Below are 7,395 nucleotides of genomic sequence, written 5' to 3' on the forward strand. Positions count from 1 at the left end.
CTTCACCTTTTGACCTCCAACCGTCGGTCATGCAGTTCGAATTCCAGGTTTCCGGCGGCGCCTATAATGGCCAGAAATTCGTTAAAGGGCGCATTCGCCTTGATCCGCCCGGATACAGAGAAGTCCGGAATACTATCGCCGCCGACTTCAACATTGTACCATCTTCCTAATCGTTTCAGTATCTCTTCCACAGGCATCGCATTGAAAACGATCCACCCATTTCGCCAAGCAATAGCGTCTTCCACGGATACTTGATTTACTTGGAGAACGGCTCCCAGCGATACGAGCTGTTCGCCTGGGTGAAGGGTGAGCAGACTGTCTTTGGCGATGAGGTCAATGGTAACTAAACGATCGATGGAAACGATCCGGGCCGTCGAATCTGTTCGGTAATTTCTAACATTCAATTTTCCCCCAGCTTTTTCCGAGCGGATTTCTCCCTTTGGTATTTCTACCACAAACGCGCGGGCAGTGTCTGGGGCGACATCGAAATACGCTTCCCCATCAACCGTAACACGACGCTCGTCGAGGTCAAATGGCAACGTATAGGCCAGTGTGCTGCCGGGATTCAATGTCAACTGTGTACCGTCGGGAAACTCAACATCAAAAAAACCTCCTTTTGGTGTTCTTATGGTGTTATATATCGTAGCAAGCGCATTAGCCTGCCTGGCATATAGGCGAATTTTGCCGTTTTCAACCATCGCATATGCTTGTCCTTCTTCGTCCAAGAGTTCTTGATGAATGGTCTGGCCGATAAATATCTGGCTTCCATCATCTTGTACCACAATTGCACGGGATGTTGCAGAAACGATCTTTTCGACGTGCTTGGTGGAGTCTTTCAGTAAACTCAGATTAGGATAAAACAAAAATAGCATAACGCCGACCGCAATCACGGCAAGGATAAAAGCACGAAGTTGTTTTGCCATAATACCCGGCATCAAAGTTACATCTCAAGCTTGCCCGCTACCACCATTTGATCTAGCGTGGGTTGTTCGCTGCCCCCTGCAGGCTCAATCGTGATGGCGAACATTTCTACATCTTTCAGCGAAGCCATCTGCTGTAGCGTTTGCTGCGTATCGGCCAAGTCATAGGTTCCTGCGCTGACCGGCGTGCCGGCTACGATTCCCCATAATTGGTATTGCTTGTCTGCCGGTAGTGCCGGTAAATTATCCGACTTGAGGTATACGGCGTGGGATGCCGTATGCCAATAAACCAATGCCCGGTTATCCTCATGGCCGGGAACCCCGCTCAGTATGACCGTCTTGAACGCAGGGTCGCCAATCACATCCAACTCTTGATTAGCCTCTTGGATTTGTGCCATGAATGTTTCATTCTGGGCAATCAGATCGGTTTTTTCCTGCTCCAACTGACGGATTTGCTGTCGGAAATCGGCCATCTTGAACAAATGGAAAGCAACACTGGCCACAAACAGCAAAGAAGCCGCGATAGCAAGGATACGGGTGATGCGATGGGTTTTTGCTGCCCCCGCACCGGCGATGATTCCAGGCGGAGCATCCGCTTCGTGCGATCCGTTCACCTCGCCTTGGTCAGCCAATGCCTGAAAAATCTTGTCTTTGGTGGCGGGTGGTGGCGTTTTGCTATGCAACAGGGCATAGTTCATCAATGCATCTTCTGCCTCGCGCAGGGCTTGCCGTACTTCGGGATATTGCTCGGATAGCCTTACCACCTCGGCGTCTTCGGCCGGAGAAGTTAAACCAAGCACATGGTTTTCAATGATCCCTGATGATATGTATTCCTGTATATTCAACGCTAAACAAACAAATGTTTCAATTTCAATAGTGCTGCCCTTGCACGCGTTTTTACCGTTCCCAAAGGCACATTCAGTTCCTTTGCAATTTCTTCTTGTGTATACCCTTGGAAATAAGCCAAATCAATGATTGCTCTCTGGTCTAACGTAAGCTCATCGATAACCTTATTCAACCCAAGGTGATCGGTTTTGATATGGTCGGTATAATCCCCAATAATCAACGGGGTTGCCTCGGTCAGCGTTTCGGTCTTGTTATTGTTCTTGGACCGGGAGGATCGGACATAGTCGATGGCTAGGTTTCTAGCGATATTGATCATCCAGGTAAATAGCCGACCTTTATTGGTATCGTACTGATCGATATTTTTCCATATTTTAATAAACGCTTCCTGCATCACGTCCGCCGCTTCATCTGTATCACTGATCACTTTGCAAATCACGCCATATATAGCTACCGAATAATTGTCATACAAATAATTATATGCCCGTTGGCTCTTGAGTTTCAATAACTCAACCAGCTCGGATTCCGTGTATGGCAGCTTTGAGGACAAATTGCTTCTATAGTCGTAAATTCTTGGTAATGATAGCTTTTTTTTCTTGCTTCTGAAAATAAATCCAATTTAACTGCCACCTTGGTGAACCTACATACGGAAAGTTCGTTCCCGTGGATTCATTGCTTGCGATTTTTATTTTTCCAGGGAGGTAAATCCGAAATCCGGCCGGTCTCGTATATACAGCAGCGTACCGTCAGGGTAACGCCAGGCATTTTTAACTAAAAATAATACATCCATGAAAAATTCGATTGAAAAAACAAGCGGCCAGCCACTGTCGGTAGACAGGGTGGCCGAAACATCGGTTAAGCGGCGGCAATTTCTCCAATATGCCGGGGCGGGAGCCGCAGCAGCAGCCTTGGTGGCTTTGGGATGCAAAAAGGACGGTCCCGGTCCGGATATGGGCGGCGATGAATTCTATTTCGGCAGTGGCGATATCGCCATTCTGAACTACGCCTATGCACTTGAGCAGCTGGAGGCCGCATTCTATACAGAAGTAGTATCCAATTTCTATGGCAGTATATCGGATTGGGAGCGCACGCTGATGACAGATATAAGGGATCATGAAATTGCGCATCGCGAGTTTTTTAAAGCCGCACTTGGTCAACAGGCCATTGCATCCTTGATATTCGATTTCTCGGCGGTCAATTTCTCAAGCAGAGGCAGTGTATTAACGACCGCCAAGACGTTTGAAGACCTTGGCGTATCGGCCTACAATGGGGCCGGATGGTTGATAGACAACGTGAATTACCTGGCATTGGCGGGCAAAATCGTGTCGGTGGAAGCGAGGCACGCCGCGTTGGTCCGCGATCTGATTGAAAACGGCTCGTTTGCCAACGACGAAGTGATTGATATGAACGGACTGGACCTTTCCAACAGCCCTACGGTTGTTTTGCAAGCGGCTGCACCCTTTATCAAATCGCCGATAGACGTAACAGATTTACCCACTTACTAACGAACAATACCATGAACTTATTTAGCATTTTCGACGAAATAAATAGTGTGGATCCTGAATTCCACGAACGCATAAGCCCACGTAGAACGGCCATCAAAGATATGGCCTCAATGGGTACCAAAGTGGCCGCTGCGGCCATGCCTTTCTTATTGGGGTCATTGTTTAAAAAGGCCTACGGCCAAGTGCCGACCGATGTAACTGGCGTGCTCAACTACGCACTTACCTTGGAATACCTGGAGGCCGAATTCTATACCATGGGTGTAGCTGTATCCGGACTGGTGCCTTCGGGCGCACCGAGGGGCGCCATTACCACCATACGCGACCATGAAAACGCACATGTGGCGTTTCTGAAACAGGTGCTGGGGTCTAATGCAGTTTCCAAACCCAGTTTTGACTTTACTGCAGGCGGGACATTTAACAACGTATTTACCGATTACGACACCTTTCTGGCGCTTGCGCAGGCGTTTGAAGACACCGGCGTAAGGGCGTACAAAGGCCAGGCGGGATTATTAAAGGGCAACCAGGTTGTATTGACCGCTGCCCTGCAAATCCATGCGGCTGAAGCTCGCCACGCATCACACATTCGGCAGATGAGACGCGCCCGCGGAGGTGCGACCGCCAGCCAAAAACCGTGGATAACCGGGGCGAATGATAGTGGCATAGGTGCGGTGGTAGACCCCATATATGCGGGCGAGGACAATGTAATGCAAGCTGGTGTGGATATTACCTCGTTAAACGGAAAGGGCGGCAAACTTTCTGCCGATGCGGCAACCCAGTCTTTTGACGAACCGCTAACCGCAGAAGCGGTATTGGGTATTGCGGGTTTATTCATTAAGTAACCCCGTTGGGGGGTTACACCCCCAACACCCATCGTACGTCAAACGCATCGGTGATTTCGATCAACTTTTGGTCATCCTTAGCGGCGGTAACCGTACCCTTTTCGTTAAACCGCAGTTTATCGATAAGTGATTCCCGATCGTCCGCATTTTTGCAAGGCAGGAAAATCGCCATGTAATTGCCCAGGGTCCGGCCTTCGCTATGTACCAAGTCGGAACCGTGGATAATGATGCGATCGGAAATAAGCGACCCGTTCACCACGGGGACTTCCGCGTATCCGGGTAACGTCTTTCCAAATAACTCAAATTGTAACTCACCACCAAAACAGGTCTGGTAATAGGTGAGTGCTTTCTTACAATTACCGGAAAAGGTAATGAAGATCGCACTCACCGATTGACCATGAGTAGGCTCAACCATATCAGCGTGTACTAGGCATCGGGGATTTCGGGTTCTACCAACTTGATCAATTTCTCCAGCGATTCCTGCCAACCTAAATAGCACATTTCGGCCGGTATGGCCGCGGGAATGCCTTCCTGCCGGACCTTCAGCTCGGTGCCGCACAAAACGGCTTTCAGCCACACCGTGGTTGTCATTTCTCCCGGCATATTGGGGTCGTCGAAGGCATCGCTGTATTTGATCAACTCATTGGGCTTTATTTCCAGGTACTTGCCGCCGAACGAATGCCCATTACCCGTGGTGAAGTTGGTAAACGTCATGTGATATGTGCCCCCTACCTGGAAGTCCATATGCCCAACGGTGCAAATGAAGCCATAGGGCGGCAACCAGGTGGCATGTGCCAAGGGGTCAGCGAATGCCCGGAATACCTTTTCGGGGCTCGCCTTGATAACGCGATGTAATGAAACCGTTTGATTCTCCATTTTATTGAAATTTAATGTACAACGAATGAATAGGTGGCCTTAGTTGGCCGGCCGAATCTTATTACCATACACATATGAAATGGCCAAGATACCCAGCACCACCAGTGGCATGATCATAAACCCGATATTTTTATCCACACATGCATGGCTGATAAAAGCAAAGATCAAATTGAATGTAAGCCCTGCATAAGCCCATTCCCGTAGCTTAGCGGGTACGTTGGGAAAGGAAATCGCCAAAACGCCAAGTACCTTACAGATAATCAGTGTGTAGGCAAAGTAATCGGGATAGCCGAGGGGTGCTGTCCCCACCGTTGCTTGGTCGCGTGCAAAAAGCAAGGTACTGAGGGGCATAACGCCTTCCCAGAGAATAATGATGGTGGTTGCCACCCAAAAGATAATCCTGTTCTTTTTCATTTCATTAACGATTAATGGTTTATAAATTATTTTGATTCAACATACTTCACAAAGTTATCCAAGATGGCTTGCCACCCTTGTTTCTGAAATTCAGGGTCGTTTTCTGTTTCTGCATCGAAGGTGGTTGTGATATCCGTCTTTCCGTCGCGTGCAGCAAACAAAGTGGTCGCCTTTCGTCCATCGGGCATGGTGTAGGCAATCGCTGCATGTTCGTCCACCCTATCGTAAACGCCTTCGAAATCAAAGCCAAAGCTACCGTCTTTGGCTTCCATCCGGTTTTTGAACCTGCCTCCCACCCGTAGATCGTTTTCACTAGTCGGGCTATGCCAACTGGGGTCAGGCGTATTCCACTGGGTTATGTCAGCGGGCGTGTTCCATGCCTCCCAAACTTTTGCTACGGGAGCATCGGCGGTTGCTTCTACCGTAATTCTTGTTGCTCGTGCCATTTTTAGTCAATTTTTGTTCGTTAAATGCATTAATCAAATGCTACGGTTCAAAATTACGATAGGATCTACAATGGCGGCTGTTGTGAAAATGACAATCTTAGGGGTGAATTATGACAAACTATTTTTACCTTGCAGGGCAATAACCAATTGATTGATATGCAAATCGCTGTTTTTGTACCCGAGTACGGGGTAATCGATGCCATCACGGCGCCCTATAGAACGTTCCATACCGCAAACGAATTTCTGACCACATTTGGCAAAAAGCCTGTTTTCGAGGTGGAGTATGTGGGGCTCAACCCGTACGTGCAGGCGAATAACGGGGAATGTACGATACGGACCGACAGATTGCTCAACGAGGTAACGGAAACGGACCTGCTGATCATCCCGCCCACGTTGGGCGATACGGCGCGCGGAATTGCCGCCAACGCCGCAGCGATACCGTACTTCAAGCAATTGCACGAAAAGGGGGCTAGCCTGGCCAGCCTTTGCATCGGTGCCTTTCTTCTGGCCGAAACGGGGTTGTTGGATGGCAGGAAGTGTTCTACACATTGGGCATACGTCAACGAGTTCAAAGAACGATACCCGAAGGTAGCGGTGGAAGATGGAACCATCATCACTGAGCACGATAACATCTACAGTAGCGGCGGCGCAAGTAGTTTATGGAATTTAATACTGTATCTGGTTGAAAAGTATGCGGACCGGGAAACCGCCGTCATGATTTCAAAATATTTTGCGCTGGATATTGGACGGGATAGCCAATCCCAATTCGCCATCTTCAAAGGCCAACGGAACCATAGTGATGATGACATCCAAAAGGTACAGGATTATATCGAAGAAAATTACAGTGAAAAGATATCCATTGAAACGTTAGCCACGCTGATCAACACCGGTCGCAGGACATTTGAACGACGCTTTAAAGAGGCCACCAACAACACGCCCATTGCGTATATACAACGGGTACGGATAGAAGCCGCCAAAAAGTTCTTTGAGGCCGCAAGGAAGAACGTAACTGAAATTATGTTTGATGTGGGCTATACGGATACGAAAGCATTCAGGGACATCTTCAAAAAGATAACCGGGGTTACGCCCATTGAATACCGGAATAGATTTGCAAGGGTGGCCACCGAAGTCTAACACAGAGAAAACCCCGAAACGGGGAGAATCGGGGCTTTCGAAAACTAACCAATTATAAACCTTATGTATGAAAAGACATTTTTGGAAAAGCAGCCCCCGTCAAGGCGGCGGGGACTACTTTACTAAACATTTACCGAGAGCTAAGGTACGGAGCTGGCCATAACGGCGCAATACCTATAAATAGGTATTTTAGCGAAATTAAAATTTACTGAATATCAATAAATTATACATACCTTTACAGGCAATTAATTATTTTATTCATTTTTTATTCAAAGTGCCATGCAAGAAGGCAAAGTAAAATTTTTCAATGAAACCAAAGGATTCGGTTTCATCACCCCCAATGACGGCGGAAACGACGTATTTGTTCATACTTCGGGGTTGAAGGACCGTATCCGTGAAAACGATGAGGTTTCCTTTG

The 7,395-nt window shown here is 48.1% G+C and carries 11 protein-coding genes; 4 read left to right on the plus strand and 7 right to left on the minus strand.

Annotated features, from left to right (window positions below):
* Positions 1 to 2: 2 nt before the first annotated feature.
* The 3 genes from U9S71_RS18475 to U9S71_RS18485 are packed head-to-tail and all read right to left on the minus strand — an operon-like array spanning position 3 to position 2,313.
* A complete protein-coding gene (locus tag U9S71_RS18475; protein WP_326329200.1) occupies positions 3 to 923 on the minus strand; it encodes a FecR family protein in 921 nt (306 codons plus the stop codon).
* A 17-nt stretch (positions 924 to 940) separates the two neighbouring features.
* Positions 941 to 1,765, minus strand: a complete 825-nt coding sequence (locus U9S71_RS18480; protein WP_326329201.1) for an anti-sigma factor — start codon at positions 1,763 to 1,765, stop codon at positions 941 to 943.
* A gap of 2 nt (positions 1,766 to 1,767) precedes the next feature.
* Positions 1,768 to 2,313 carry an RNA polymerase sigma factor gene (locus tag U9S71_RS18485; protein WP_326329202.1) on the minus strand — a complete coding sequence of 182 codons (546 nt, stop codon included), beginning with the start codon at positions 2,311 to 2,313 and terminating at the stop codon, positions 1,768 to 1,770.
* Between the two features lie 238 nt (positions 2,314 to 2,551).
* Between U9S71_RS18485 and U9S71_RS18490 the strand changes: the two genes are divergently transcribed.
* Entirely contained in the window at positions 2,552 to 3,268 is a 717-nt protein-coding gene (locus tag U9S71_RS18490) for a ferritin-like domain-containing protein (RefSeq protein WP_326329203.1), read from the plus strand.
* 11 nt (positions 3,269 to 3,279) lie between these two features.
* The gene (locus tag U9S71_RS18495; RefSeq protein WP_326329204.1) at positions 3,280 to 4,107 is read left to right on the plus strand and encodes a ferritin-like domain-containing protein; all 828 of its coding nucleotides are present in this window, start codon (positions 3,280 to 3,282) and stop codon (positions 4,105 to 4,107) included.
* 13 nt (positions 4,108 to 4,120) lie between these two features.
* Here the strand turns inward: U9S71_RS18495 and U9S71_RS18500 are convergent, their stop codons facing one another.
* From U9S71_RS18500 to U9S71_RS18515, 4 genes are read right to left on the minus strand one after another with little or no spacing between them, the layout of a single operon-like run.
* The gene (locus U9S71_RS18500; RefSeq protein ID WP_326329206.1) at positions 4,121 to 4,522 is read right to left on the minus strand and encodes a VOC family protein; all 402 of its coding nucleotides are present in this window, start codon (positions 4,520 to 4,522) and stop codon (positions 4,121 to 4,123) included.
* Between the two features lie 11 nt (positions 4,523 to 4,533).
* Positions 4,534 to 4,983 carry an SRPBCC family protein gene (locus tag U9S71_RS18505; RefSeq protein ID WP_326329207.1) on the minus strand — a complete coding sequence of 150 codons (450 nt, stop codon included), beginning with the start codon at positions 4,981 to 4,983 and terminating at the stop codon, positions 4,534 to 4,536.
* 39 nt (positions 4,984 to 5,022) lie between these two features.
* The gene (locus tag U9S71_RS18510; RefSeq protein WP_326329209.1) at positions 5,023 to 5,397 is read right to left on the minus strand and encodes a DoxX family protein; all 375 of its coding nucleotides are present in this window, start codon (positions 5,395 to 5,397) and stop codon (positions 5,023 to 5,025) included.
* Positions 5,398 to 5,423: 26 nt separating this feature from the next.
* Positions 5,424 to 5,843 (minus strand): SRPBCC family protein, encoded by a 420-nt coding sequence (locus U9S71_RS18515; protein WP_326329211.1) that lies wholly within the window; start codon positions 5,841 to 5,843, stop codon positions 5,424 to 5,426.
* A 156-nt stretch (positions 5,844 to 5,999) separates the two neighbouring features.
* Here U9S71_RS18515 and U9S71_RS18520 point away from each other — a divergent pair, with 156 nt between their 5' ends.
* Both U9S71_RS18520 and U9S71_RS18525 read left to right on the plus strand, forming a co-directional pair.
* The gene (locus tag U9S71_RS18520; RefSeq protein WP_326329213.1) at positions 6,000 to 6,977 is read left to right on the plus strand and encodes a GlxA family transcriptional regulator; all 978 of its coding nucleotides are present in this window, start codon (positions 6,000 to 6,002) and stop codon (positions 6,975 to 6,977) included.
* Positions 6,978 to 7,256: 279 nt separating this feature from the next.
* A partial coding sequence (locus U9S71_RS18525) for a cold-shock protein (protein ID WP_326329217.1) occupies positions 7,257 to 7,395 on the plus strand: 139 nt, incomplete at its 3' end.

Origin of the sequence: Parapedobacter flavus (genome assembly GCF_035818675.1) — a bacterium.
Lineage (GTDB): Bacteria > Bacteroidota > Bacteroidia > Sphingobacteriales > Sphingobacteriaceae > Parapedobacter > Parapedobacter flavus.